Raw genomic sequence first — 25,179 nt, forward strand, 5'->3', positions numbered from 1 at the left:
GCCGGTCGACTTCCCGAGCCCTTCGGTAGCATTTGATCAAACACCAATGCGGGCCGACGGGCTTCCGGCTCAGGACATGCCCCCCACCGCGCGAGCTACTTCGTGCTGCCTTGGGGGCATTCTTGCTGTTCCGCGACTCGGCCACTGCGGTCGCCACCCGCCATCTCGAAGGGGCGCTGGCACTGCATCTGGCGGAGCGGTTCGTCCACGTACACGGCTACAAGCCGGGACCCTCGGAGGCGCTTTCGTGGAAACGGAGCATCCCGGCGCTGACCGACGCTCTACTCGATGCCGGGCTCGGGGAGATCGAGGTGCTGCTCGAGTACGGGTTGCCGCTGACCAGCAAGCGCGCTGATGTGGTGCTGGCCGGGGTGCACCCAAGGACGCAAGAGCCGTCGTACGTCGTGGTGGAACTCAAGCAGTGGAGCGAGGCACACCCCGATGAGGACGACGATCCGGTGCTGTGCCGCGTCGACGCCTACTCCCGGCCGGTGCTCAATCCCATAGAGCAGGTGCGCGGGTACTGCGAATACCTGGTCGGCTTCAACGGGGCACTCGCCCGGCACCCCGAGCGGATCTCCGGGGTGGCGTATCTGCACAACGCGACGGAATGCGGTGTCGCGGGGCTGGACGAACTGGAGCTCAGCGAACACGGCCGGATGTTCACGGCTGACCGACGGGGTGAATTCCTCACCTTCCTCAAGTCGAAGCTGGCGCCGGCATCTGGTGCCCTGGCCGCCGATGAGCTGCTTCTGGCGACGGCGCGGCCCTCGAAGCAGCTGATGAACATGGCAGCGCAGGAAGTCCGCGAGCGCGAGCAGTTCGTGCTCCTCGACGAGCAGCGGATCGCCTACGAGATGGTGTTGAAGGCTGTACAGCGTGCGCATGCATCGGACCACAAAGAAGTGGTGGTCGTCACTGGCGGCCCCGGCACGGGGAAGAGCGTCATCGCGCTTTCGCTGCTGGGCGAGCTGTATCGCCGTGGTATCCCGGCCCTGCACGCCACCGGCTCCCAGTCGTTCACGAAGACCATGCGCAAGGTAGCAGGTGCCCGTAAACGCGAGGTGCAGCATCTCTTCAAGTACTTCAACAGTTTTATGTCGGCGAAGCGCAACAGCCTCGATGTCCTTGTCTGCGACGAAGCTCACCGCATGCGTGAGACCTCCGCGAACCGCTATACCCCGGCCGCTCAGCGGACCGGCAAACGTCAGGTGGAGGAATTGATCGATGCGGCGCGCGTACCGGTGTTCCTGCTTGACCAGCACCAGGTCGTGCGCCCGGGTGAGATGGGCACCGTCGAGGAGATCCAGGCGGCCGCGGCAGCCAAGGGGCTGCGCTATCGGCGGGTACGGCTGGACAGTCAGTTCCGGTGCGGCGGCAGCGATGCCTATCTGCGCTGGGTGGTGCGGTTGTTGGCACTGGAGGACGGCGGTCCGGTGGAGTGGGCGCCGGACGGCCGGATGCAGCTGGCGCTGGTCGAGACGCCTTCGGAGCTGGAGGAGTTCCTGCAGAACCGGCGATCGCAGGGATACGGGGCGCGGATGTCGGCCGGCTACTGCTGGAAGTGGTCGGACGCGAAACCAGGCCAGCCGCTGCCGACGGACGTGCGTATCGGTGACTGGCAGCGCCCGTGGAATCTCAAGGGCGAACGGTCCGTGATGGGTGCTCCCCCGTCGGCTCTGTGGGCGACGGACCCCGCCGGCTTCGGCCAGGTCGGGTGCGTCTATACGGCACAGGGCTTCGAGTACGACTGGAGTGGCGTCATCATCGGCCCGGATCTGGTCTGGCGGGGCGACAAGTGGGTCACTGACCGTGCCGCGTCCAAAGACCCGGCGTTCAAGTCGTCCACTCCTGACGAGGTCGTGGACCGCTTGATCCGCAATACGTACAAGGTGCTGCTGACACGCGGCATGGTGGGCACGGTGATCTGCGCCACGGATCCGGAGACCCGGGACAAACTGCGCACTCTGCTCCGCGCGGCCCTTCCGTAGCTGAGGCGGCACTCCAGCAAACCCTGATTCAGGCCTCCCGGGGTGATTGATCGGCGCCGGGCCTTTCTCATCGATCGGCCACATGCCAAGACCGGGCACCAGGCCCCGAGGCCAAGTGCCCGGTCAGTGGGGGACGCGGAGCCGGGGTGGGGTCAGCCGTCCAGGCGGACCGGGAGGGATTCGATTCCGTAGACGATCGAAAGCTTGCGGAATTCGAGGTCCTCGGGATTTGCGGCGAGGCGCATGTTCGGGAAGCGGCGTACCAGGGCGGGGTAGGCGGCGCGGAGTTCCATGCGGGCCAGTTCCGCGCCTACGCAGCGGTGAATTCCGTAGCCGAAGGCGAGGTGGGAGGGGACGTTGCGGGTGGGGTCGAACTGTTCCATTTCCGGGCCCAGTTTGCCGTCCCGGTCCGCACCGCTCAGTGAGCACAGCACCACATCTCCGGAGGCGATCTGGACGCCGCCGATTTCCAGGTCCTCACGGGCGAAGCGCGGGAAAGCCACCTGTACGACGGTCAAGTAACGGAGGAGTTCCTCGACATAGCCATCGACGACGTCATCGCCGTCGTGAAGGGCCGCGAAGTGCTTCGGGTCCTGGAGGAGGACCAGGGCGCCGAGCGCCAGCATGCTGGCGGTGGTTTCGAAGCCGCCGGTGAGGACGCCGTCGGCGAGGCCCGCCAGCTCTTCGTCGCTGACCGAGTCGCCGTGTTCCTTCACGATCATGCCGAGCAGGCCGTCGCCCGGGTTTTCGCGCTGCTTCTTGACGATGTCCCGGAAATAGGAAAGGGATTCGGATATGGCGCCGAAGGAGGCATTCGCTCCGCTGAAAAGGTCGAAGCGGGCGGCGCTGAGGCGTTCGAAGTCGGCGCGGTCTTCATAAGGGACGCCGAGGAGCTCGCAAATGACGAGGGAGGGAATCGGGAGGGCGAAAGAGTGGACGATGTCGACCGGGTCGCCGTTTTTACCCGCCTTTTCCATCGCGTCGAGACGCTCCTCGACGATCTCATGGATACGGGGTGTGAGCCGCCCGAGGCGTCGCATGGTGAATTCGGGGGTCAGGAGCCGGCGGAGACGGGTGTGAACGGGCGGGTCGGCGAATCCGAGCCCGCCGGGATTCTGTTCGGCACCGGCGCCGGCCTTGCCGACGAGGTTGGTGAAGTCCGAGCTGAAGGCGTTGGCCTTCCCCAGCACCGCCTTGACCTCGTCGTAGCCGGTGACCAGCCAGACGTTGGCGGCTATCGGCACCGGAAGCTTGCTGACCGGCTCCCGCTCCCGGACGGCCGCCAAATCGCCCACAGGGTTGAGACCGTCGCGCCGCAATGGCATCAGGACGGACTCGGGCAAGAAAGACATTCGAGACAGGTCGAAGCCTTTCTTCTGTGTTCTCGCCAGATACATACGGCCGGCCCAGGCGATGATCCGGGAACGGAGAGTCGTCATGACGCTAATACTGCCTTTCGTCGAGGGGGACGGTCACCCGCGCTCGGCGGCCCAAGACGACCGGGACAGCACGGAACCCCCACTCGGCGTGCACGGGTGTGACGTACGCCATAGCCCCTCGCTTACGGTGGTCATGGCACAGGTCCATGCCATCGACCGGAGTCTTCGGTCGTCCGCGTCAGCGTGACGAGCTCGGCCTCGGCCTTCTTCTTCTATTCGGTCTGGACGAGTTTACAAAGTGCCATTGTCCGCGTTCACGGAACAACCCGGGATGCCCCTGGGGGACCCCTGGTTCATCCCTGACACTTCCCTTAGACATGCCCGCCGCCACGCGCGCGCCCGCCCGCCGCCCTCGCGCACTTCCCCGCGTGCCACCTTGCCGTCGCGGAAGGAGTGGAGGCGGCCGGCGATTCCGATTCCACCGGGCCGGCGGCCACCGTGCGCGCCCCGGAGGCCCCGCCACGCCCGGACGGCGAACTGGCGCTTCCAGTAGTGGCATTGCGGCTTCGCGGGAGTGTCGCCCGATGGTGGATGCGGCAGGGGGCCCGGGCCACTGCGCGGGGTGGTGAACGGCGCTTCGGCGAGAGCGACCGCCCAACCCTCTGCACTCGAATTACTGAGCGTGATGAGTTGCGGACTCTTCGCGGCCTCCTTAGCGTGAGAGGGGAGCGAGGCAGGCGGCACGGCAAGCGCGGCGCGAGCGGGCGGCGCGCGGCAGAGGAAGCCGCACTCGCAGCCGGGGAAGGGTGCGACAGGCACCGCACCGGCGGGGCGTCAGTCCCGGCCCGTCCGTCCAGTGACGCCCGGCAACTCTGCTCGATTCACCCCACAGGGACTCCCCTGGGACTCTTCCCTTCGCAGGAGGAAGCGCATGTTTCCGAAGTCGAAGTCCGGCAAGTTCGGCACGTTTGCCCTTTGCTTTCTGACCGGTGCGCTGGCCGGGGTCCTCGCAGCCGGCCCTGCCCTGGCGGCCGACGACGGCGAGAGCGACGATCTCGTCGAGTACGTGGGCCGGGTCGTCGCCAAGGAGGGCCTGGTGCTGCGTACCGGGCCGAGCACCGACTACCGCGCGATCGGCATGAAGGAGTACGGGACCGTGGTGGGGATCATCTGCCGGGTCAACGGGCAGCGCGTCCAGGGCAACCCGGTCTGGTACAAGCTCAGCGACGCCTCGTACGTCTGGTCCTCAACGCGCGACATCGTGAACGACGGGGAAGACCCGCGGTGGTGTTGAGGCGGGCCCGGCGCGCGGCGGGGAGGCGCCCCGGCGGTGCACGCCGGGGACACCCCTGCCACCCCCTACTGGACCCCTGTCTCTCCGGCCTGCTGGACCCCTGCCTCTCCGGCCCGCCGCACCCTTGCCTCTCCGGCCTGCCGCACCCCTGCCGTTCCACGCAGCGGGCAGGTACGCCCCGAACGTCGCATCCGGCATAACGGAAATAACGGCCACCGCTTGCTACGTTGCCAGGCATGACGGCAATGGCAAGGGCGACGGCCGGACGCCCGGCGGACACTCCCCCACCGTTGCCGCTGCTGCCCAAGCGACGGGGCATCGAACTGGCCCTCCTCGTAGGCGCGGTCCTGATCAGCGTCTGCGGATACGTCGTCGTGGGGCTGGCCAGAGGGCATGCGCTGCCGGGCGGTGCGGTCCGGTACGGCGCCGGGCTCGGCGCACTCGCGCTGCTCGCGCATCTCGCCGTCCGCTTTCGCGCCCCGTACGCCGACCCGCTGCTGCTGCCCACCGCCGTACTGCTCAACGGGCTCGGGCTGGTGCTGATCTTCCGGCTCGATCTGGAGACCCCCGCCGACCATGCCGCGCCCACCCAGCTGATGTGGTCGACGGTCGGCGTCGGGCTCTTCATCACGGTGGTGGTGCTGTTGCGCGACCACCGTGTGCTGCAGCGGTACGCCTATGTCTGCGCGGCGCTCGCGCTGTTGCTGATGGCCGCGCCGATTCTTTTCCCCGCCATCAACGGGGCGAAGATCTGGATCCGCATCGCCGGATTTTCCATTCAGCCCGGCGAGTTCGCCAAGGTTTTGATCACTGTCTTCTTCGCGGCCTACCTTGCCGCCAACCGCAGCGCGCTGGCCCACACGGGACGCCGGATGGGGCGGCTGCGCCTCCCCACCGGCCGGGTGCTCGGACCGATCGTCGCGATCTGGCTGATCAGCGTCGCGGTGCTGGTCCTGGAGCGCGATCTGGGGACCTCGCTGCTCTTCTTCGGGATTTTCGTCGTCCTGTTGTACGTGGCCACCGGGCGGACCGGATGGATCGCGGTCGGGCTGATCCTGGCGGGCGTCGGGGCGGCCGCCGTCGGCACGCTGGAGCCGCATGTGCACAGCCGGGTCGAGGACTGGCAGCATCCGTTCGCCGGTATCGCGGCGGGCCGGGGGCCCGGTCAGCTCGCCCAGTCGCTGTTCGCGTTCGCCGCCGGCGGGATGCTCGGCACCGGCCTCGGCCAGGGCCACTCCTCGCTGATCGGCTTCGCCATGAAGTCCGACTTCATCCTGGCGACCTTCGGCGAGGAACTCGGGCTGGCCGGGCTGACCGCGCTGTTTCTGCTGTACGCGCTGCTGGTGGCCCGCGGCTACCGCGCCGCGCTCGGTCTGCGGGACCCGTTCGGCAGCCTGCTGGCCGTGGGGCTGGCGGCGCTGCCGGCCCTTCAGGTCTTCGTCATCGCGGGCGGGGTGACGGGGCTGATTCCGCTGACGGGGATGGCGATGCCGTTCCTCGCGCAGGGCGGGTCGTCGGTCGTCACGAACTGGATCATCATCGCGCTGCTGTTGCGGATCAGCGACCGGGCGCGGACACCACGGACGGAAGGGAGCGGGAGCGGGGGCGGGAGCGGAACCGGGAGCAGGAGCGGGAGCAGGAGCGGGACAGGGACCGGCACGGGGAGTGGTGGTACGGGGAGCGGTCGGGGGCGCCGTACGGGGAGCGGTGCCGGGGCGGGGGCCGTCGCCTCACCGCCGGGGAGCCCTTCGAGGAGCCCTTCGGGGACCTCTGCGAGGAGCCAGGTGGCGCATGAAGCCGGGCATGACGCGGGGTTCGGCGGGGCGGGGAGCTGGGTGGTGGGTTTTCTGAAGCCGACGCGGTCCCAGGGCCAGACACAGTCCCAGCGCCAGACAGGGTCGCAGGGCCCGTCCCAGGCGCACGGCCAGACACAGGCGCAAGGCCGGCCCCCGGCAGCCCCGCCCCCCGCCTCCGCCGATGACGCCCCCTCCCCGGAGGCCGGCCATTGATCCGCTGTATTCGGCACACCGCCGCGTTCTCCTTCCTTCTCCTCGTTGCGCTGCTGGTCAACGCCGCGCGGGTGCAGGTCTTCGAGACGGAGAGCTACGGCGCCAACCCGGCCAACCGCCGGGGGTCGATCGCCCGTTACGAGCAGCCGCGCGGGTCCGTGCTGGTCGCGGGCCGTCCGGTCACCGGTTCCCGGGACAGCGGCGGGCGGCTGCGCTACGAGCGCACCTACACCGAGGGACCGCTTTATGCGCCGGTCACCGGCTACTCCTCGCAGATCTACGGCACCTCGCTGCTGGAGAGCGCCGAGGACGGCGTCCTCGCCGGCTTCGACGACCGGCTCGCCACCTTCCCCTGGTGGGACCAGCTGACCCGCACCCACCGGCCGGGCGGCAGCGTCCACACCACCATCAACCCCCGGATGCAGCGCGCCGCGTTCGACGGGCTGGGGGGCAAGAAGGGTGCGGTGGCCGCGATCGAGCCCCGTACGGGGCGGGTCCTGGCGCTGGTGAGCACGCCGTCGTACGACCCGGGCGAGCTGTCCGGCAACGACTCCGCGGTCAGCGCGGCCTGGCACCGGCTGAACGGGGCCGGGCCGCGGCCGATGCTCAACCGGGCGCTGCAGCAGACCTATCCGCCCGGCTCCACCTTCAAGGTCGTCACCGCGGCGGCCGCGCTGGAGAGCGGCAAGGTCACCGATATCGAGGCCCCTACGGACTCGCCCGATCCCTACCCCCTGCCCGGCACCGCCACCCTGCTCGGCAATGCCGCGGAGGGCTGCGAGGACGCCCCGCTCAAGGACGCCTTCCGGGCTTCCTGCAACACCGTCTTCGCGCGGCTGGGTGCCGCGATCGGGCTGCGGGACATGACCGCGATGGCCCGCCGGTTCGGCTTCAACGACCCTCGGCTGCGCATCCCCTCCCCGGTCGCACCGAGCACCTTCGATACGCGGATGGATGTCTCGCAGGTCGCGCTGTCCGCCATCGGGCAGTACGACACCGCCGCCACGCCACTCCAGATGGCGATGGTCTCGGCGACCGTCGCCAACGGGGGCCGGCTGGCGCCCCCGTCCCTCGTCGACGAGGTGACCGATACCAGGGGTGTCATGATCGAGGCCGGTCCGCACCGCCCCACGCACCAGGTGATCGGCCCGGTCACCGCGCAGCAGCTCCAGGAGATGATGATCGACGTCGTTGCGCACGGCAGCGGCAAACGGGCCGCCATCAAGGGCGTCACGGTCGGCGGCAAGACCGGCACCGCGCAGCACGGTGTGCGCAACGAGGGGACGCCGTACGCCTGGTTCATCTCCTGGGCGAGGGCGAAGGACAGCTACGAGCCGGCCGTGGCGGTGGCCGTGGTGGTCGAGGACGCGGCCGCCGACCGGGCGGACATCAGCGGCGGCGGGAGCGCGGCACCGATCGCGCGGGCGGTGATGGCGGCGGCGGTGCACTGAGACACCTTGGTCGCCAGCACCTTGCTGCGTACCCGCCCGTCCGCGTCACAATGGCCGTATGGCTGACGCGATCCCGCCCATGGAACCCGCCCCGCCCCCGCTGCTGTCCCTGGCCGAAGTGGAGGCGCTGGCCCGGCGTGTGCACTCGGGGCAGACCGACAAGGCGGGCCGCCCGTATGCCGAGCATCTGGCCGCCGTCGCATCGGGCGTGCGCGAGCGGGGCGGCAGCGACGAGCAGGTCGCCGCGGCCTGGCTGCACGATGCGGTCGAGGACGGGGCGCTGAGCGAGGAGTGGCTGGCCGGTGCGGCGCTGAGCGAGGCGGTCAAGGCGATGATCCTCGCCGTCACCAAGCGGGCGGGCGAACCGGTCGAGGAGTACACCGCACGCATTCTGGCCACGCCGGGGGCGCTGCTGGTCAAGGAGGCCGATCTGGCACACAACGCGGATCCGGACCGGCTGGCCGTACTGGACGCGCCGACGCGGGAGCGGCTGACGGCGAAGTACGCCCGGGCGCGGGCGCTGTTGGGGCTGTCCGCGCCGTAACGGCCGCCGGGGCCCGGCCCGCTGCACTCGCGCACCGGAGTCCGCACCTCGGACACCCCCGCAGATAGATGCGGTACACAGCTAGTCTGCGGCGATGCCCCCTTCGCAGCCTTCGCAGCCTTCGCCGTCCTCGGAGCCTTCGCAGCCCTGGGAGCCCGCGCAGTCCGCACCGCCGTCCGGACGGACCGCGCCGCAGCCGGCCCCCGAAGCAGCCCGCGTGATCGCCGCCCTGGAAGGCGTCGGCGTCCGCCGCTACACGACCGGGCAGGTCATCCTCGACGCGATCGACTGGACCGTACGGTCCGGTGAGCACTGGGCGCTGCTCGGTGCGAACGGCGCCGGCAAGACCACCCTGCTGCGTCTCGTCGGCGCGCTGATGTTCCCCACCGTTGGCACCGTGGAGGTGCTCGGCCACCGCCTCGGCTCGGTGGACGTCCGCGAGCTGCGCGCCGTCATCGGTCTGGCCTCCGGCGCGCAGAAGGTTCCGCAGGACGCGACCGGCCACACGGTCGTCCTGACCGGCGCGACCGGCACCGTCCAGCCGCTGTGGCGCAAGTACGACGCGGCCACCCGTGAGCGCGCCCACGAGCTGCTCACCGAGCTGGACTGCAAGGAGCTGGCGGACCGCCCGTTCGGGGTGTGCTCGGGCGGCCAGCGGGCCAGGATCCTGATCGCCCGCGCGCTGATGGCCGGGCCCCGGCTGCTGCTGCTCGACGAGCCGTTCAACGCACTCGATCTGCCGTCCCGCGAGGACCTGATCGATGCGCTGCACCGACTGGCCGTGGGGCGGCCGGAGTTGGCGACCGTGACGGTCACCCACCACCTGGAGGAGCTGTCCCCGGCCATCGGCCGCGCCCTGCTGCTGCGCGACGGCCGGGCGCAGGCCTGCGGCCCGGTGGACGAGGTGCTGACCGGTGAGCGGATGACGGCCTGCTTCGGCCGTCCGATCGAGGTATCCCGGCACGAGGGGCGCTGGCTGGCGCGGTCGGGCAAGCGCTGAGGTTGTCCCGCGGCGGGCCGACGGGCCTGCGGGCGGGCGGCCCTACGCCTCCTCCCCCTCCGTCACCGCATCCCGCACCCCGCACTGCTCGGCTTCCTGCACGCCCGGCTCCCCGGCGGGGCGTCCTGACGGCCGGGCGCGGGGCCGGCCGACCCGGCGGTCAGCCCTCCGCCCCCTCCGCGATGGCCGTCGCGACCTCGGCCGTACGGGCCTCCTCCTCGGCCGCAAAGCGCTCCGCGTCCAGCTTCTCGGCGAGTTCCTCGTCCTGGGCCATCAGCAGATCGAGATTGGAGTCGCCCATCTCGAAGACGCCCATGTCCACGTAGGCGCGCTGGAGGCGTTCGCCCCACAGGCCGATGTCCTTCACACACGGCACGATCCGGCTGAACAGCAGCTTGCGGAAGAGATGCAGGAATTCGGAGCGCTCGGTGAATTCGGCGGCTTCCTTGTGCGGAATGCCGAAGTTCTCCAGGACTTCCAGTCCGCGCAGGCGGTCGCGCATCAAATAGCAGCCCTCGATGACGAATTCCTCGCGTTCGCGCAGTTCGGCATCGGTGAGCTGCTTGTAGTAGTCGCGCAGCGCCATGCGTCCGAAGGCGACATGGCGCGCCTCGTCCTGCATGACATACGCGAGGATCTGCTTGGGCAGCGGCTTGGTGGTGGTGTCGCGGATCATGCCGAAGGCGGCCAGCGCCAGGCCCTCGATCAGCACCTGCATCCCGAGGTACGGCATGTCCCAGCGGGAATCCTTGAGGGTGTCGGAAAGCAGCGCCTGGAGGTTGTCGTTGACCGGGTAGAGCATCCCGATCTTTTCCTGGAGGAAACGGCTGTATATCTCGGCGTGCCGCGCCTCGTCCATGGTCTGGGTGGCCGAGTAGAACTTCGCGTCGAGGTCCGGCACGGATTCGACGATCCGCGCCGCGCACACCATCGCACCCTGCTCGCCGTGCAGGAACTGGCTGAACTGCCAGGAGGTGTAGTGCTGACGCAGGTCCCCGCGGTCCTTCTCGGTCATTTTGTCCCAGTACTTGGTGCCGTACAGGGACATGGACTCATCCGGGGTGCCGAGCGGATCCCGGGGGTCCACCTCCAGATCCCAGTCGATCCGCAGATTGGCGTCCCACTGCTTGTCCTTGCCCTTCTGGTAGAGCGCGAGCAGCCGGTCGCGTCCGTCGTCGTAGTCCCAGCTGAAGCGGGCCGCACCGGAGGCGGGCACCTTCCACACGGGGTCGCCTGGGTCCTGTACGTAGAGATCTCGGGTCGACACGGACGCCTCCTCGGCTCGCCAAACGCCTTGTCATGGGCGGTCGTTGGCAGGCTCACACGTTTCTTACCGAAGGGTCAATAACTCGCGCACAGGGGATTGACGAGCTTGCTGACAAGCAGTCTCATAAGAGGTGACCGCGGGGAGGACAGCCCCTGACCCCAGTAGCGAGGTAGCCACAGCCATGACGAGCGCGCCCACCGCAATGACCGAGACGGACACCGGCGTGCTGCGGGACGCCCTCGGTCTGCTCAAGGACCGGGAGCAGGTCGCCGAGCGACTGCTCGACTCCTCCGCCAAGCACTCCTTCGACCCCGACACCGAACTCGACTGGGACGCCCCCCTCGAAGAAGGCAAGTGGTTCTGGCCGCCGGAGCTGGTCTCGCTCTACGACACCCCGCTGTGGCGGAAGATGTCACCGGAGCAGCAGCAGGATCTGTCCCGGCACGAGGCCGCCTCGCTCGCCTCGCTGGGCATCTGGTTCGAGATCATCCTGATGCAGCTGCTCGTACGGCACATCTACGACAAGCCGGTGACCAGCGCGCATGTCCGCTACGCGCTCACCGAGATCGCCGATGAGTGCCGGCACTCCAAGATGTTCGCGCGCATGATCCAGAAGGGCGGCGCGCCGGCGTACCCGGTCTCCCGGCTCAACCACCACCTCGCCCGCGTCCTCAAGACCATCTCCACCACTCCGGGTTCGTTCGCCTGCACCCTGCTCGGCGAGGAGATCCTGGACTGGATGCAGCGGCTGACCTTCCCGGACGAGCGGGTGCAGACCCTTGTGCGCGGAGTGACCCGTATCCATGTCGTCGAGGAAGCCCGGCATGTGCGCTACGCCCGCGAGGAGCTGCGCCGCCAGATGGTCACCGCGCCGCGCTGGGAGCGGGAGTTGACCCGCATCAGCTCCGGCGAGGCGGCCCGGGTGTTCTCCGTCGCCTTCGTCAATCCGGCGGTCTACACCCAGGTCGGCCTGGACCGGCGTGAGGCCGTCGCCCAGGTCAGGGCCAGCGGCCACCGCCGCGAGGTGATGCAGTCCGGCGCCCGGCGGCTGACCGATTTCCTGGACGAGATCGGCGTACTGCGCGGTGTGGGCCGCAGGTTGTGGCGGAGCTCGGGTCTGCTGGCCTGAAGCGGGCGGCAGGAAACCGGTAGACCCCGAGCACCTGTACGAGCCGACATCCGGGCCGGTTACGCTGCTGTTCATGAACGGCAGCGGCACCGCCCCAGCAGTACCCCGACCCGCCTATCGCAGGCTGAGCGTGGAGCAGCGCCGCAGCCAATTGCTCACCGCCGCGCTGGACCTGTTCGCCCAGCGCGCGCCGGAGGACGTCTCCCTGGACGACGTCGCCCTTGCCGCCGGGGTCTCCCGGCCGCTCGTCTACCGCTACTTCCCCGGCGGCAAGCAGCAGTTGTACGAGGCCGCGCTGCGCAGCGCGGCCGATGTCCTGGAGCGCTGCTTCGCCGAGCCGGAGAGCGGGCCGCTCACCCAGCGGCTGTCCCGCGCGCTGGACCGCTACTTGGCATTCGTCGATGAGCACGACGCCGGGTTCAGCGCGCTGCTCCAGGGCGGCAGCGTCGTGGAGACCACCCGTACGACCGCGATCGTCGACGAGGTACGGCGGGCCGCGGCCGACCAGATCCTGCGGCATCTGGGCGACCCGGAGCCGGGTCTGCGACTGCGGATGACCGTCCGGATGTGGATCACCGCGGTCGAGGCCGCCTCGCTGATCTGGCTCGACGAGGACAAGCAGCCGGCCCTCGACGAGCTGCGGGACTGGCTGGTCGACCACTTCATCGCGCTGCTGACCGCGACCGCGGCCGGGGACCCGCAGACCGCCCAGGTGGCCCGGGCGGCGCTGAAGCTGGAGACCTCCGACGGCCCGGCCGGCGATCTGGCCCGCCGCACCCTGCCCGTCGTCAGCGACGCCGCGCATCTGCTGTGAGCCGCCGCCGGGCCGGGGCGGTGTGACACTGAGGGTGTGAGAAGCGAGAACACCCTCTTCGTCGGCGGACCGCTGGACGGCCGGGTCCTGCCCGTTCTGGTCGGCATGACCGGCCAGCCGCCCAAGACGTACGAGGTGCCCGAGCCACACGACAACGGCCGCCCCCCGACCGTCCACGTCTACCGGCGCGTCCCGGCCCGGGTGGGCCGCCTCGGCCTGCCCAGCGGCTGGAAGTACGAGTACGACCCCGCCGGCAAACCCTCCACGGGACCCAAGTGGCCCTGGCGCAAGCCCCGCTGACCACCGAAGAGCCGCAGAGACTCACCGGCCGCGCCCCCCAATCCCCCAATCCCCCACCCAGGGACAGCCGCGGCAACCACGTGAGGTGGCGGGCCGGAGGCGGTGGGGTGCGGGACTGCTTCGCTTTACGTCCCGCACCCCACCGCCGGAGGCCCGCCACCGCCACCACGACGAAGCCCGCGCCGCGGCGGCAGCCCGCAAAAACACCCCTCCCCGCCGCAGGCGGGGAGAAAAGCGCGGCGCCGCACCAGAAAACGTGGTCAGCCGGTCAGCGACGCGAGATACGCATTCGTCTTCTCCGGCTCGTAGAAGAAGTTCTCGAAGTCGGACGGGTCGTTGAAGCCGTTGGCGAAGCGGTCGGCGACGGGCTGCAGCTGGCCGGCCGCACCGATGAGATTCAGGATGTGCTCCGGCGGCGGGGCCAGCATCGCGTTCGTCCACTTGGTGACGTGCTGGGCGGTGCTCCAGTAACGCTCGAAGGCGGTCCGCATCCAGTCCCCGTCGAAGGGCTGGTCACCGCGCTCGACGATGGAGGCGAGGTAGGAGGCGGCGCACTTGGCGGCCGAGTTGGAGCCCTGGCCGGTGATCGGGTCGTTGGCGACCACGACATCCGCGACACCGAGGACCAGACCGCCGGAGGGCAGCCGGCCGACGGGGTTGCGCACGGTGGGGGCGTAGCGGCCGGCCAGCGTGCCGTTGGCGTCGGTCAGTTCGACCTTGGTGGCGCGGGCGTACTCCCAGGGCAGGAACTTCTCCATCAGTTCCAGCGTCGTGGCGAGGTGCTCATCGGGATCCTTGACGCCCTGGAAGGCGTCCAGCGGGCCGCCGGGTATGCCTTCCCAGAAGAGGATGTCGGCGCGGCCGGAGACCGTGTAGGTCGGCATGACGAACAGCTCGCCGACACCGGGCACCAGGTTGCAGCGCACCGCGTCGTAGTCGGGGTGCTCAGGGCGCGGGCCAAGACCGTGGACGTAGGCGACGGCCAGCGCGCGCTGCGGGGCGTCGTACGGGGAGCGCTCGGGGTTCCGGCCGAACATGGACACCAGCTCGCCCTTGCCGGCCGAGACCAGCGTCAGGTCGTAGCGGCTCGCGAAGAAGTCCAGGTCGGAGACGGCCGCGCCATGGATGACGAGCTGGCCGCCGCGCTGCGCGAAGGTCTCCATCCAGCCGGCCATCTTCACCCGCTGGTCCACGGACTGGGCGTAGCCGTCCAGCTTGCCGACCCAGTCGATGGCGCGCTGCGAGCCCTCGGGCGCCTGGTGGCTGCCGGGCGCGGCGACCGAGACGCCGAGGCCCTCGATGCGCGGGGCCTGGCTCTCCCAGAAGTTGATCTGGAGGTCGCGCTCGTGCTGGAGCGCGGTGTCGAACATGCACTGCGTCGACATGACCCGGCCGGCGCGGATCTCGTCGGCCGTGCGGTTGGACATGAGGGTGACCTCGTAGCCCTGCGACTGGAGCCCCAGGGCGAGCTGGAGGCCGGACTGGCCGGCTCCGACGATGAGTATTTTCCGCATGGCGGGACTCTTCTCTATTACTGCTGGTGGTTCGGGGGTGAGTGTGGGGGGAGGGCGCGACCTTACGGGCCGGGTTACTCCGGTGTGGTCTCCAGGGCGTGGCCGACCAGCGCGAGCAGCGACTCGATCACCGTGGTCCGCTTCCGCGCATCCATGATCACTACGGGGACGTGCGGCGGTACGGTCAGCGCGTCACGGACGTGCTCGACGGCGTAGGCCTCGGTCCCCTCGAAGTGGTTGACCGCGACGACGTACGGCAGTCCGCAGCTCTCGAAGTAGTCCAGCGCCGGAAAGCAGTCCTCCAGGCGGCGGGTGTCGGCCATCACGATCGCGCCGATCGCGCCGCGCACCAGGTCGTCCCACATGAACCAGAAGCGCTGCTGTCCGGGCGTGCCGAACAGATACAGCACCAGTTCCTGGTCGAGGGTGATCCGCCCGAAGTCCATCGCGACCGTGGTCGTGGTCTTCTCCGGGGTGGCGGTCAGATCGTCCGTATCGGCGCTGGCCTGCGTCATCACCGCTTCGGTCTGGAGCGGGGTGATCTCCGAGACCGATCCGACGAACGTGGTCTTGCCGACACCGAAGCCGCCCGCCACCACGATCTTGGTGGCGATCGGCGCCCGCGAGCGGTCCGTCTGCCAGCTCTGCAGCCCCGCGTCGGCGGCCGTGGCCGCCGGGTCGGCCTGGCCCACGGAACCGGCGGTCGCGGTCGGCCCGGCCGATATCGTGTCAGAGCCTGTGAAGTCCACTCAGCACCCTTTCGAGCAGCGCGCGGTCGGGCCGGCCGGAGCCGTGCCCGGTGCCGTAGACGCGAATCTTTCCCTGGTCGGCGAGGTCGCTGAGCAGTACCCGGACCACGCCCAGCGGCATCTTGAGGAGCGCGGAGATCTCCGCGACCGAGCGCATCCGGCGGCAGAGCTCGACGATCGCCCGCATCTCCGGCATCACCCGGTCGCCCCAGCCGCCGGAGGTGAGTTCGCGCCGCTCCTCGGGCGCCTCCAGCGCGGCCACGAACGTCTCGACGAGCAGCACATGGCCGAACCGCGTCCGGCCGCCGGTGAGCGAGTACGGCCGCACGCGCGAGGGTTTCCGGTCCCCACGTACGGGGAGTTTGGGGCTACTACTCACTGGGCGCTCTCCATCGACTTGCGCAATTCGCTGCGGAGTTCGGGGGTGAGGACATGGCCGGCCCGCCCGACGAACAGCGCCATGTGGTAGGCGATGACGTTCATGTCGCAGTCCGGGGTGGCATGCACGCCGAGCAGCGAACCGTCGCTGATCGACATGACGAACAGGCTGCCCTCGTCCATCGTGATCATCGTCTGCTTGACCGACCCGCCGTCCATGAGCTTGGCGGCACCGTTGGTGAGACTGCCGAGCCCGGACACGATGGTGGCCAGATCCGCGCTGGAACCCCGCGGACCCTCACTCCCCGGCCGTGCCGCCTCGTCCGCCCGGTCGGGGTCGGACGACAGCAGCAGCAGACCGTCGGAGGAGACCACCGCGACCGAGCGGATACCCGGCACCTCGTCCACCAGGTTGGTCAGCAGCCAGTGCAGATTCCGTGCCTGGCTGCTCAGGCCCTGTCCGTAAGCAGTGGGCGCTTGCGCATTCAATCGCGTGCCTCCTCGACAACGTGGCTCTCTCCCGGGGCCCCCGCTCCGTCGGTGTCCGTCTGTGGGATGGTCTGCTCCGCTGTACGTTCTGCGATCTCGGCTTCGACATCACGCCGGCCGACTCGCGCCCCCGCTTGAAAGCCGCCGAGCCGGCGCCGCAGCGCCTCGGCGTTGGCCGCTCCGCTCTTACGCGGGGCGGCGGGCGCCTGTTGCTGCGCCACGACCTTGGGCGTGCGCTTGGGCAGCCCCATCTCGGTCGTCCGCTGCTTCCCCGCGGGCGGGGCGGCAGCGGTCTGTGGGTCGGCCGGTGTGCCGGCCGGGGACGCGTCGGCGGGTGCCGCCGCGTCCGTGGGTGCCGCCGCGTCCGTGGGTGCCGCGTCCGTCCCGGCATGCGTGTGCTGGTCCGGGCCGATGGCGTACGGGTCGGACGCGGGTGCGTCGGACGCGGGTGCGTCGGACGCGGCGGGCCCGGCCGGGGCGGTGTGCCGTCCGGTGCCCGCGGGCGCCGGGTCCGCGGCCGGGCGTGGCTCTTCCTCGGGCCGCGCATGCTCACCGCTGCCGCTGGTGGTGGCGCCGTACGGGCCGGGCGACTGCGGGCCGTACGGGCTCGGTCCGGACCCGGCGTACGTGGTCGGGCCGGACGGCTGCTGCGCGGCGGGCGCCGGTGCCGGTTCGGCCGGGGCGCCGAGCCCGGCGGCGTCGATCGCGCGCTCCGCGGCGGCGACGAACGGGTCGGCAGCGGGCGCCGGGTCCGCGTCCGGGGCATCCTCGCCGCCGCCGGCCGGTACGGCGTCGGGCCCGTCGGGCCGTTCGACGGTCGCGGGCGTGTCCTGGGCCGGGACCGCGGCGGGGGCCGCCGCGCCCTCCACCGCCGCCGGTTCGGCCCGCGACCCGCGCGCCGGGAGCGTGTTGGAGTTCGCCTCGGCGACCGAGCCGGGCAGGCTCGGGGTGTGCGTCACGTCCTGGGACGCGGTGGCCGCGGAGGCCGTCGGAGCGGGGCGGGTGGGCAGGATCGAGCCGGGGAGGACGATGACGGCGGTGACGCCGCCCTGCTTCGCGTCCCGCAGCTGGACCCGGACGCCGTGCCGGGCGGCCAGCCGCACCACGACGTACAGGCCGAGGCCCAGCGCCTCGTCGATGCTCTCCGAGGACGAGGCGGCGTCGACGTCCGCCAGCCGCTCGTTGAGCTCGGCCATCCGCTCCGAGGTCATCCCTATGCCCTCGTCCTGGACCGAGAGCATGACCTCGCCGCTCTCCAGCAGCCAGCCGGACAGCTCCACATGGGCGTTCGGCGGCGAGAACGCGGTGGCGTTCTCCAGGAGTTCGGCGACCAGGTGGCTGAGGTCGTCCGCGGCGAACCCGGCGACCTGGGAGTGCGGCGGCAGCGACTGGATGCGCACCCGCTCGTAACGCTCGATCTCGCTGATCGCGGCGCGCAGCACATCCAGCAGCGGCACCGGCCCCTGGTGGTTGGTGCTGTGCTGTTCCGCGCCCGCGAGGACCAGGAGGTTCTCGCTGTTGCGGCGCATCCGCGCGGCGAAGTGGTCCAGCTTGAAGAGGGTTTCCAGCCGGTCCGGGTCCTGCTCGCTCTCCTCCAGCGACTCGATGACGCCGAGCTGGCGCTCCACGAGACCGAGGGTGCGCAGCGAGAGGTTGACGAACCGGCCGTGCACACCGTTGTGCAGGGCCGCCAGCCGCTCGGTGAGATCGGCGATCTCCTCCTTGAGCGTCTCGCCCTGCTCCTGGAGCACCTCGCGCTCGGCGACCAGCCGCTGCCGGCCGCCGATCAGCCGCTTGCGCTCACCCTCCAGTTCGGTGGTGCGCCGCGCCAGCTCGCCGACCTGGGCGTGCAGCGTGTTGACGGACCGTACGGCGGCGGCGAATTCGTCATTGCGGCCCTTGTAGGTGATGGGCTCCTCGTGCGCGGGGTCCGCGGCCACCCGCTTGGCGCCGATCCGCAGCGCCGCGAGCGGCTGGGTCAGGGAGCGGGCGGCCCAGACACCGGCACCGACGGCCAGCAGCAGGCACAGCGCTTCCAGACCGATGCGGACCTCCAGCTCCGTCACCTCGTCGTCGCGCAGCACGCCGAGCCGCTGGATATCGGCGGTGGCCATGGCGGATTCGACGCCCCGCATCAGCCCGATGCGGGTGGTGAGGGTGCTCTGTACCCGCTGGCGGCTGAGCCGCAGGTCGACGGCGTCCAGACGGGGCTGGTCGGTCAGCCGGGCCAGATAGCGCTCGGCGGTGTTGACCTCCGCACCGTTGACGGTGCGGTCGTAACGGTCCCGGGCGGCCTGGCTCGCGGTCTGCTGGAAGTCGCCCAGCGCGCCCTGTTCCCGGAGGTGGGCGACCTGGGCGAGGTGGGTCAGCCGGGGCTGGCTGCCGCCCGCGTTGAGCCCGGCGAGCAGCAGCGCACGGGTGCCGGCGGCCTGTTCGGCAGCGCGGCCGAGGGCGGGCAGCGCGCGGGTGTCGGCGTCGGCGGAGTCCGCGCGGGCCGGCAGTCCACGGGCGATGTCGTCGCTGATTGCACCGAGTGCCTGGATGGCCTCGGTGTAGGAGTGATAGGTCTGCTCGGCCGATTCGGGCCCGGACAGCGCCTTTTGACGGGTTTGCGGCAGCGCGGCCAGCAGCTTGGCGGCTGCCCGGTACGCGGCGGTGTCGCCCGAGGCGTCCTGGGCCTCGGTGCGCAGCTCGTCGATCTGCCGGTCCACACGGGCGCGCTGGGGCCGGCCGGCCGCGGCGCCGTCGGCCCCGGTGCCGCCCGTTCCCGCGGCGGGACGGCTGCCGCGCCCGGCGGCGGCATACGTGGTCATTCCGTCGCGTTCATCGGCGAGGGAGTGCGCGAGCGCCAGGGCCCGGGCGTTCAGCTCGGCGAGATCGACCAGTTGCTGGCCGGTGTTGGCATGGTCGGCCGTCGCCGCCAGACCGGGGGCGCCGGCGCCGATAACGGCGGCGGCCACCACGGCCACCGCCCCGACCAGTCGGTTGCGCACCCGCGCGGGACGCCGTCCCGTGGGCTCCTCACCACGGCCCGTCGTGTCCGGGCCCTTACCGGGAGCCGAGCCCGTGCCCGGTCCCGGGATCGAACCGGCCGGTGAACCCGGCTTCCCTGCGCCGCCTCGAAGCCGCATCTTCCGCACCGCTGCTCGCATTCCTGTCTCGCCTGCTCACGCCCTATGGCGTCGCGGACCCGGCTCGCTCTCCGCCCGCGGAGCGGACCTGCGCGAAGACCGCAGCAGCGCACACTTCCGCGAAGGGGAACAGCCCGGCTCTGCGCGTCGCGACGAATGTCCTGACCTCACCCCAATGATCCGGGCAACGACCATTCCACCGGCACCGCGCAGTGGCTCGGCAACACATGCCCGGCCACCTGAAGGAGTGAACATCACTAGGAGTTTGACCATCAACTTCCGTGCGCCCTTGATTTCGGCGGCAACCTCGCTCACCCGCCGAACGGGTTTGGAGATGCGTCCCGGTCCTGGAAGGATGCGCGCCCGCACGCCGCCGGCCCGGTGGTCCGTACCCTCGGTAAGCCCCCTGGCCGGCGGGCGCCGACGCCGCCGCGGACGCCCGCCGGCCGGGGTGAAACCACCGCCTCCGGCAGACTTCCGGGTATGCACATCGCACTCGCCACCGAGCCGGGCGATCCCCAACGCCCAAACGAGGACTACGCATCGGTAGCCCTGCCGGCCTCCGGCCAGGGCGGAGCTCTGGTCCTGCTGGACGGCGTGACGCCGCCGGAGGAGGACCACGGCTGTGTCCACGGGGTGCCGTGGTTCACCGCGCGACTCGGTGGCGCAATGCTCGAACTGTCGGTTTCACACCGGGATATGACGCTGCCTGAGGCTCTCGCCGCAGCCATCTCCCGGACAGCCGACGGCCACCGGGCCAGCTGTGACCTTTCTCACGTCCGCACTCCGCAGGCAACCGTGATCGCCGCGCGATGGTCCGGGGTCACCGTCGAGCATCTCGTCCTGTCCGATTCGGTGCTCCTCCTGGAGCGGGCGGACGGCTCGGTGGATCCGGTGCTCGACTCCCGGCTGGACGAACTGCCGCCCGCGGTCCGGGACCTGCGGGCCGCCGTACGGGCGCTGCCCCGCGGCTCGGCGGAACGGGCCGCGGCGGGCCGGGAGTACGCCCGCGCGGTCGAGGCGCTGCGCAATGCGGAGGGCGGCTTCTTCACCGCGGCCGCCGATCCGGCGGTGGCCGCCCGCGCGGTGACCGGCAGCACCCCGCGCGCCGGCCTCCGCTCACTGACCGCCCTCAGCGACGGCGCGAGCCGCTGGGTCGAGGTGTTCCGGGAGGGCTCCTGGGCGGAGTGTGTGGCCCTGGTGTCCCGGCAGGGTCCCCAGGCGCTGATCGACCGGGTGCGGGCCGCGGAGGCGGCGGACCCGGCGGGCACGGCGTTTCCGCGCGGCAAGGCGCGGGACGATGCGGCGGTGATTTTTGTGGCGCCGTGACAATCACCGTCAGGCGGGTTTTCTTTCCCGCCGCGCGGGAACGGCCTCGCGGCGGTACGGGTCGGACGGCGGCCACCACGCCGGTGGCCAGGGGTTTTCCGCGATGTCCCGCCGTCATCGCGGGGCTGACGCGGGACCCCGTGGCGACGCCCGCTACACCTCGTCCCCCTCCTGCTCCGCGTTCAGCCGGTGCAGCAGCCGGGCGAGTTCGGCGACCTCGCCGCGGTCCCAGGAGGCGAGGCGGCGGGCGTACCGGGCGCGGCGGCCGGTGCGGACGCGGGTGAAGCGTTCGCGGCCCTCGTCGGTGATGCGCACCAGGACCGCGCGGCCGTCCGCCGGGTCCGGTTCGCGGGCGACGAGTCCGAGCTTCTCCAGGGCGTGCAGCTGGCGGCTCATCGTGGCCTTGCCGACCCCGAAGTAGCCGGCGAGGTCGGTGGCGCGCTGGGCGCCGGCGTCGGCCAGCCGCACGAGGAGGCCGTACGCGGCGGGCTCCAGGTCGGGGTGCACCTCTCGTGCCAATTCGCCGGAAGAGGCACGGGCCCGGCGGAGAAATACCGCCAATTCACGTTCCAGGGCGAGAAATACGTGGTCCACACCAGTCGGCTCGCCGTCCGCCGTCGTCCCGTCGGCTCCGGTGTTGTGCACGTCAGCGCCCATTCCCGCGTTTCCTCACCTGAAAGTTTCTGCCATCGGCGGCCGAAGCCGCAGCTCGGCCAGTATTTCGCAGGATTAGACCAACGGCAGCCCAGTGACCCTCTTTTGTCACGTCGGTCTACGCACGTACCGTCAATTCTGGCATGGCCATACCAAGCGGCCCGGGTATCCGCCGCGCGTCATGCACCTCGCACCTCCGTGTCAGCACGCCTGTGCCATGCCGTCAGCTCCGCCCCCCCTCTGGTCAACCACCGAGATCTTCGGAGGCACGTATGTCCGTGCTCAGATCCGGCACCCCCCCACCGCCCCGCACGCTCCCTCGCGGCCGTGGCCGGGATCCTGCTCACCCTCGTCTCCCTCCTCCTCGGCCTGCCCGGCACCGCCGGCGCCGCGGCCGTGAAACGCGCACCGGAACCCACCCACCCCGGACAGGACTGGGCCGGTTCCCAGATCGCCCGGCACGAGGGCACGGCGGCCGGCGGCGCACCGCCGGCCGCCCCGCTCGCCTCCGTCGAAGGCGTGGACGTCAGCAGCCACAACGGCAATGTCTCCTGGCCGGCGCTCTGGAACAGCGGCGTCCGCTTCGCCTATGTCAAGGCGACGGAGTCCACCAGCTACACCAACCCGTACTTCGCGCAGCAGTACAACGGCTCCTACAACGCCGGAATGATCCGCGGCGCCTACCACTTCGCCACCCCCAACACCTCCAGCGGCGCCGCCCAGGCCAACTACTTCGCCGACCACGGCGGCGGCTGGTCCAAGGACGGCAGGACACTGCCCGGCGCGCTCGACATGGAGTACAACCCCTACGGCGCAACCTGTTACGGGCTGAGCGCGGCCGGACTGGTCAACTGGATGAAGGACTGGTTCGCCACCTACAAGGCGCGTACCGGCCGGGACGCCGTCATCTACACCTCCACCAACTGGTGGAAGCAGTGCACCGGCAACTCCGCCGCCTTCGGCGCGGTCCACCCGCTGTGGGTCCCGCGCTACGGCTCCTCGGCCGGCGAGCTCCCGGCCGGCTGGGGCTTCCACACCATCTGGCAGTACACCTCGACCGGCCCGGCGGTCGGTGACCACAACCGCTTCAACGGCTCGATGGACCGGCTCCGGGCACTGGCGAACGGCTAAGACGCTCCGCACACGCGGACGCACCCGGGACACCGGCGCGGCGGCCGGTCCGGCCCCCTCCGCGGGAGCCGGACCGGCCGTCGTCGTCCTCACACCGCGACCGGTACCTCCGGCGCGGCCCCGTTCGACGCCGGTGTCAGCGCCAGCTCCAGCACCTGGCGGACATCGGCGACCGGGTGGACCTCCAGGGAAGCGAGGATCTCGGCCGGGACATCGTCCAGGTCCGGTTCGTTGCGCCGGGGGATGATCACGGTGCCGATACCGGCCCGGTGCGCCGCCAGCAGCTTCTGCTTGACGCCGCCGACCGGCAGCACCCGCCCGGTCAGCGAGACCTCACCGGTCATCGCCACATCCGGCCGGACCTGCCGGCCCGACAGCAGCGAGGCCAGCGCCGTCGTCATCGTCACGCCCGCGCTCGGCCCGTCCTTGGGGACCGCGCCCGCCGGTACGTGCAGATGCACTCCGCGCTCCTTCAGGTCGGCGACCGGGAGCTCCAGTTCCGCGCCGTGGGAGCGCAGGAACGACAGCGCGATGTGCGCGGACTCCTTCATCACGTCGCCGAGCTGGCCGGTCAGCTGGAGCCCGGACGCCCCGGTCTCCGGATCGGCGAGCGAGGCCTCCACATAGAGCACATCGCCGCCGGCGCCGGTGACCGCGAGGCCGGTGACCACACCGGGCACCGCGGTGCGCCGCTCGGCCGGGTCCTGGGCCGACTCGGGGGTGTGGTGCGGCCGCCCGATCAGCGGACGCAGCTGGTCCGCACCCACCGTGAACGGCAGCTCCTGCTCCCCCAGTTCGTGCTGTGCGGCGACCTTGCGCAGCAGCCTGGCGACCGCGCGCTCCAGATTCCGTACGCCCGCCTCGCGGGTGTATTCGCCCGCCAGCTTGCGCAGCGCCTCGTCCGCCAGGGTCACCTCGCCGGGCTCCAGGCCGGCCCGCTCCAGCTGGCGCGGCAGCAGATGGTCCCGGGCGATGACCACCTTCTCGTCCTCCGTGTAGCCGTCCAGCCGGACCAGCTCCATCCGGTCGAGCAGCGCCTCGGGGATGGCTTCGAGGACGTTGGCGGTGGCCAGGAAGACCACATCGCTGAGGTCGAGTTCTACCTCCAGGTAGTGGTCGCGGAAGGTGTGGTTCTGCGCCGGGTCGAGGACCTCCAGGAGGGCGGCGGCCGGGTCGCCCCGGAAGTCGGAGCCCACCTTGTCGATCTCGTCGAGGAGGACGACCGGGTTCATGGAACCGGCCTCCTTGACGGCCCGGACGATCCGGCCGGGCAGTGCGCCGACGTACGTACGGCGGTGGCCGCGGATCTCCGCCTCGTCCCGGACCCCGCCGAGCGCGACCCGGACGAACTTCCGGCCCATGGCCCGCGCGACGGACTCGCCGAGCGAGGTCTTGCCGACGCCGGGCGGCCCGACGAGCGCCAGGACGGCCCCGCCGCGGCGGCCACCTACGAGACCGAGCCCGCGCTCGGCCCGCCGCTTGCGGACGGCCAGGTATTCGGTGATCCGCTCCTTGACGTCCTCCAGGCCGGAGTGGTCGGCGTCCAGGATCTCCTTGGCGCCGGCGATGTCGTAGGCGTCCTCGGTCCGTTCGTTCCACGGCAGTTCCAGGACGGTGTCCAGCCAGGTGCGGATCCAGGAGCCCTCGGGGTTCTGGTCGCTGGACCGCTCCAGCTTGTCGACCTCCTTGAGGGCGGCCTTGCGGACGTCCTCGGGCAGGTCGGCGGCCTCGACCCGGGCGCGGTAGTCGTCGCCCTCGTCCTCCGGGTCGCCGTTGAGCCCGGCGAGTTCCTTGCGGACCGCCTCCAGCTGCCGCCGCAGCAGGAACTCCCGCTGCTGCTTGTCGACACCTTCCTGGACGTCCTTGGCGATGGACTCGGCGACGTCCTGCTCGGCGAGGTGCTCGCGCAGCGCCTCGGTGGCGGCCTTCAGCCGCGCGACCGGGTCGACGGTCTCCAGCAGCTGGACCTTCTGTTCGGTGGTCAGGAACGGCGAGTAGCCCGAGTTGTCGGCGAGCGTCGGCACGTCCTCGATCTGCTGGACGCGGTCGACGACCTGCCAGGCGCCGCGCTTGCGCAGCCAGCTGGTGGCGAGCGCCTTGTATTCCGTGACGAGTTCGGTCACCGCGCCGGGCAGGGGGTCGGGGACCGTCTCCTCGACGGTCGTGCCCTCCACCCAGAGCGCGGCCCCGGGCCCGGTGGTGCCGGAGCCGATCCGCACCCGGCCCAGGCCCCGGATCAGCGCGCCGGGATCGCCGTCGGACAGCTGCCCGACCTGCTCGATCCGCCCGAGCGTGCCGATCGCCGCGTACTTCCCGTCGATCCGGGGCACAAGCAGCACCCGCGGCTTGTTACCCGAGGAGGCGGCGGCCTGTGCAGCCTCCACCGCTGCCCGTACGTCCGCGTCGGACAGGTCCAGAGGCACCACCATGCCGGGGAGCACGACCTCGTCATCGAGGGGCAGCACGGGCAGAGTGAGCGAGGTGGACGTCGAAGCCATGATCTCCCCTTCGGCAAGCAAGTTGAGCTTTACTCACTCAATGCGACCGGGCCGGGAGATGTTCCCCCGAGTGCGTTCGCTGTGAGCGATCGGGGGGGGAGTTGCCGCCGCCGGGCCGGGGCCGCGGC

The 25,179-nt window shown here is 70.9% G+C and carries 19 protein-coding genes and 1 pseudogene; 11 read left to right on the forward strand and 9 right to left on the reverse strand.

The genetic code is table 11. From position 1 onward, the window contains the following. The first annotated feature begins 122 nt into the window (after positions 1-122). Positions 123-1,991 (forward strand): DUF2075 domain-containing protein, encoded by a 1,869-nt coding sequence (locus tag AB0C46_RS29295; RefSeq protein ID WP_362831525.1) that lies wholly within the window; start codon positions 123-125, stop codon positions 1,989-1,991. A 152-nt stretch (positions 1,992-2,143) separates the two neighbouring features. Here AB0C46_RS29295 and AB0C46_RS29300 read toward each other — a convergent pair whose 3' ends face one another. Then, positions 2,144-3,430, reverse strand: coding sequence for a cytochrome P450 (locus tag AB0C46_RS29300; RefSeq protein ID WP_362831470.1), 1,287 nt, complete (start codon positions 3,428-3,430; stop codon positions 2,144-2,146). 871 nt (positions 3,431-4,301) lie between these two features. Here AB0C46_RS29300 and AB0C46_RS29305 point away from each other — a divergent pair. The 5 genes and pseudogenes from AB0C46_RS29305 (at position 4,302) to AB0C46_RS29325 (ending at position 9,668) form a co-directional block, all read left to right on the forward strand. Continuing rightward, complete coding sequence (locus tag AB0C46_RS29305; protein WP_362831472.1) at positions 4,302-4,664, forward strand: SH3 domain-containing protein; 363 nt, start codon at positions 4,302-4,304, stop codon at positions 4,662-4,664. Positions 4,665-4,909: 245 nt separating this feature from the next. Beyond that, positions 4,910-6,238, forward strand: a pseudogene (locus AB0C46_RS29310) (FtsW/RodA/SpoVE family cell cycle protein); the annotation flags it as partial. A gap of 431 nt (positions 6,239-6,669) precedes the next feature. Then, positions 6,670-8,124, forward strand: a complete 1,455-nt coding sequence (locus AB0C46_RS29315) for a penicillin-binding protein 2 (protein ID WP_362831473.1) — start codon at positions 6,670-6,672, stop codon at positions 8,122-8,124. Positions 8,125-8,182: 58 nt separating this feature from the next. Next, positions 8,183-8,668, forward strand: coding sequence for an HD domain-containing protein (locus tag AB0C46_RS29320; RefSeq protein WP_362831475.1), 486 nt, complete (start codon positions 8,183-8,185; stop codon positions 8,666-8,668). Between the two features lie 217 nt (positions 8,669-8,885). Next, complete coding sequence (locus AB0C46_RS29325; RefSeq protein WP_362831527.1) at positions 8,886-9,668, forward strand: ATP-binding cassette domain-containing protein; 783 nt, start codon at positions 8,886-8,888, stop codon at positions 9,666-9,668. A 160-nt stretch (positions 9,669-9,828) separates the two neighbouring features. Here the strand turns inward: AB0C46_RS29325 and AB0C46_RS29330 are convergent, their stop codons facing one another. Beyond that, a complete protein-coding gene (locus tag AB0C46_RS29330) occupies positions 9,829-10,935 on the reverse strand; it encodes a ferritin-like domain-containing protein (RefSeq protein ID WP_362831476.1) in 1,107 nt (368 codons plus the stop codon). Positions 10,936-11,116: 181 nt separating this feature from the next. Here AB0C46_RS29330 and AB0C46_RS29335 point away from each other — a divergent pair, with 181 nt between their 5' ends. The 3 genes from AB0C46_RS29335 (at position 11,117) to AB0C46_RS29345 (ending at position 13,178) form a co-directional block, all read left to right on the forward strand. Next, complete coding sequence (locus AB0C46_RS29335; protein WP_362831477.1) at positions 11,117-12,064, forward strand: diiron oxygenase; 948 nt, start codon at positions 11,117-11,119, stop codon at positions 12,062-12,064. Between the two features lie 73 nt (positions 12,065-12,137). Then, a complete protein-coding gene (locus tag AB0C46_RS29340; RefSeq protein WP_362831478.1) occupies positions 12,138-12,878 on the forward strand; it encodes a helix-turn-helix domain-containing protein in 741 nt (246 codons plus the stop codon). A 36-nt stretch (positions 12,879-12,914) separates the two neighbouring features. Continuing rightward, the gene (locus AB0C46_RS29345; protein WP_362831480.1) at positions 12,915-13,178 is read left to right on the forward strand and encodes a hypothetical protein; all 264 of its coding nucleotides are present in this window, start codon (positions 12,915-12,917) and stop codon (positions 13,176-13,178) included. A 260-nt stretch (positions 13,179-13,438) separates the two neighbouring features. On the opposite strand, the gene AB0C46_RS29350 is transcribed toward AB0C46_RS29345, so the two are convergent. The 5 genes from AB0C46_RS29350 to AB0C46_RS29370 all read right to left on the reverse strand — a co-directional run bounded on the left by AB0C46_RS29350 (position 13,439) and on the right by AB0C46_RS29370 (position 19,301). Further along, the gene (locus tag AB0C46_RS29350; protein ID WP_362831481.1) at positions 13,439-14,692 is read right to left on the reverse strand and encodes a styrene monooxygenase/indole monooxygenase family protein; all 1,254 of its coding nucleotides are present in this window, start codon (positions 14,690-14,692) and stop codon (positions 13,439-13,441) included. A 74-nt stretch (positions 14,693-14,766) separates the two neighbouring features. Next, the gene (locus AB0C46_RS29355; RefSeq protein ID WP_362831528.1) at positions 14,767-15,384 is read right to left on the reverse strand and encodes an ATP/GTP-binding protein; all 618 of its coding nucleotides are present in this window, start codon (positions 15,382-15,384) and stop codon (positions 14,767-14,769) included. Between the two features lie 37 nt (positions 15,385-15,421). Further along, positions 15,422-15,820, reverse strand: coding sequence for a DUF742 domain-containing protein (locus AB0C46_RS29360; protein WP_174857711.1), 399 nt, complete (start codon positions 15,818-15,820; stop codon positions 15,422-15,424). Next, on the reverse strand, positions 15,817-16,308 hold the full coding sequence (locus AB0C46_RS29365; protein WP_362831483.1) for a roadblock/LC7 domain-containing protein: 492 nt from the start codon (positions 16,306-16,308) through the stop codon (positions 15,817-15,819). The genes AB0C46_RS29360 and AB0C46_RS29365 overlap by 4 nt, the downstream gene beginning before the upstream one ends. Beyond that, positions 16,305-19,301 carry a nitrate- and nitrite sensing domain-containing protein gene (locus AB0C46_RS29370; RefSeq protein ID WP_362831484.1) on the reverse strand — a complete coding sequence of 999 codons (2,997 nt, stop codon included), beginning with the start codon at positions 19,299-19,301 and terminating at the stop codon, positions 16,305-16,307. The genes AB0C46_RS29365 and AB0C46_RS29370 overlap by 4 nt, the downstream gene beginning before the upstream one ends. Positions 19,302-19,922: 621 nt before the next feature. On the opposite strand from AB0C46_RS29370, the gene AB0C46_RS29375 reads away from it, so the two are divergent. Then, positions 19,923-20,768, forward strand: a complete 846-nt coding sequence (locus AB0C46_RS29375) for a hypothetical protein (protein ID WP_362831485.1) — start codon at positions 19,923-19,925, stop codon at positions 20,766-20,768. 153 nt (positions 20,769-20,921) lie between these two features. Here AB0C46_RS29375 and AB0C46_RS29380 read toward each other — a convergent pair whose 3' ends face one another. Beyond that, positions 20,922-21,425, reverse strand: coding sequence for a MarR family transcriptional regulator (locus tag AB0C46_RS29380; RefSeq protein WP_362831486.1), 504 nt, complete (start codon positions 21,423-21,425; stop codon positions 20,922-20,924). Between the two features lie 324 nt (positions 21,426-21,749). On the opposite strand from AB0C46_RS29380, the gene AB0C46_RS29385 reads away from it, so the two are divergent. Beyond that, a complete protein-coding gene (locus AB0C46_RS29385) occupies positions 21,750-22,553 on the forward strand; it encodes a lysozyme (RefSeq protein ID WP_362831487.1) in 804 nt (267 codons plus the stop codon). 89 nt (positions 22,554-22,642) lie between these two features. Here the strand turns inward: AB0C46_RS29385 and lon are convergent, their stop codons facing one another. After that, complete coding sequence (lon, locus tag AB0C46_RS29390) at positions 22,643-25,051, reverse strand: endopeptidase La (RefSeq protein ID WP_362831488.1); 2,409 nt, start codon at positions 25,049-25,051, stop codon at positions 22,643-22,645. Positions 25,052-25,179: the final 128 nt, after the last annotated feature.

This window comes from Streptomyces sp. NPDC048637 (assembly GCF_040650675.1).
Classification (GTDB): domain Bacteria; phylum Actinomycetota; class Actinomycetes; order Streptomycetales; family Streptomycetaceae; genus Streptomyces.

What these genes read in the sequence shown, in the direction of transcription:
- AB0C46_RS29300 (WP_362831470.1), bottom strand. Translation starts at nt 3,430, where the DNA reads ATGACGACTCTCCGTTCCCGGATCATCGCCTGGGCCGGCCGTATGTAT.
- AB0C46_RS29305 (WP_362831472.1), top strand. Translation starts at nt 4,302, where the DNA reads ATGTTTCCGAAGTCGAAGTCCGGCAAGTTCGGCACGTTTGCCCTTTGC.
- AB0C46_RS29320 (WP_362831475.1), top strand. Translation starts at nt 8,183, where the DNA reads ATGGCTGACGCGATCCCGCCCATGGAACCCGCCCCGCCCCCGCTGCTG.
- AB0C46_RS29335 (WP_362831477.1), top strand. Translation starts at nt 11,117, where the DNA reads ATGACGAGCGCGCCCACCGCAATGACCGAGACGGACACCGGCGTGCTG.
- AB0C46_RS29340 (WP_362831478.1), top strand. Translation starts at nt 12,138, where the DNA reads ATGAACGGCAGCGGCACCGCCCCAGCAGTACCCCGACCCGCCTATCGC.
- AB0C46_RS29350 (WP_362831481.1), bottom strand. Translation starts at nt 14,692, where the DNA reads ATGCGGAAAATACTCATCGTCGGAGCCGGCCAGTCCGGCCTCCAGCTC.
- AB0C46_RS29375 (WP_362831485.1), top strand. Translation starts at nt 19,923, where the DNA reads ATGCACATCGCACTCGCCACCGAGCCGGGCGATCCCCAACGCCCAAAC.
- AB0C46_RS29380 (WP_362831486.1), bottom strand. Translation starts at nt 21,425, where the DNA reads ATGGGCGCTGACGTGCACAACACCGGAGCCGACGGGACGACGGCGGAC.
- lon (WP_362831488.1), bottom strand. Translation starts at nt 25,051, where the DNA reads ATGGCTTCGACGTCCACCTCGCTCACTCTGCCCGTGCTGCCCCTCGAT.